General features: G+C 68.3%; 2 protein-coding genes. Both read right to left on the bottom strand.

Features of this window, described 5'->3' with window-relative positions:
- The coding region (locus VR45_RS17645; RefSeq protein WP_045940735.1) for an ATP-binding cassette domain-containing protein at positions 1-184 on the bottom strand (184 nt) is incomplete at its 3' end.
- Positions 177-483: oligopeptide/dipeptide ABC transporter ATP-binding protein (locus tag VR45_RS17650; protein ID WP_045940736.1), on the bottom strand; the 307-nt coding region annotated here is incomplete at its 5' end. The genes VR45_RS17645 and VR45_RS17650, both read right to left, overlap by 8 nt.

Below are 483 nucleotides of genomic sequence, written 5' to 3' on the forward strand. Positions count from 1 at the left end.
CCTTGGCCAGCGTGGACTTGCCACAGCCGGACTCGCCGACGATACCGAGCGTCTCGCCCTTCGCCAGCTCGAAGGAGACGCCGTCGACGGCCTTGACGGCGCCGACCTGCTTCTTGAACAGGATGCCCTGGGTCAGCGGGTAGTGCTTGACCAGGTCCTTGACCTCCAGGATGGGCTCAGCCATGGAGGGTCTCCTTCCAGAGGTGGCACGCGCTGCGGCGGCCGGTGAGCTCCTTGCCGTCCTTGTCGGTCACCTGGTGCAGCTCGGGGATCTCCGTGCGGCACAGGTCGGTGGCGACGTCACAGCGGGGGTTGAACGCGCAGCCGGCCGGAACCTTGAGCAGGTTCGGGGGCAGGCCCTTGATCGCGTACAGCTCCTGGCCCTTCTGGTCCAGGCGCGGGATCGAGCGGAGCAGGCCCTTGGTGTACGGGTGCGCCGGGTTGGCGTACAGCTCGTGCACCGGGGCGGTCTCGACGATCCGG

The organism is Streptomyces sp. NRRL S-495 (assembly GCF_000966955.1).
GTDB lineage: Bacteria > Actinomycetota > Actinomycetes > Streptomycetales > Streptomycetaceae > Kitasatospora > Kitasatospora purpeofusca.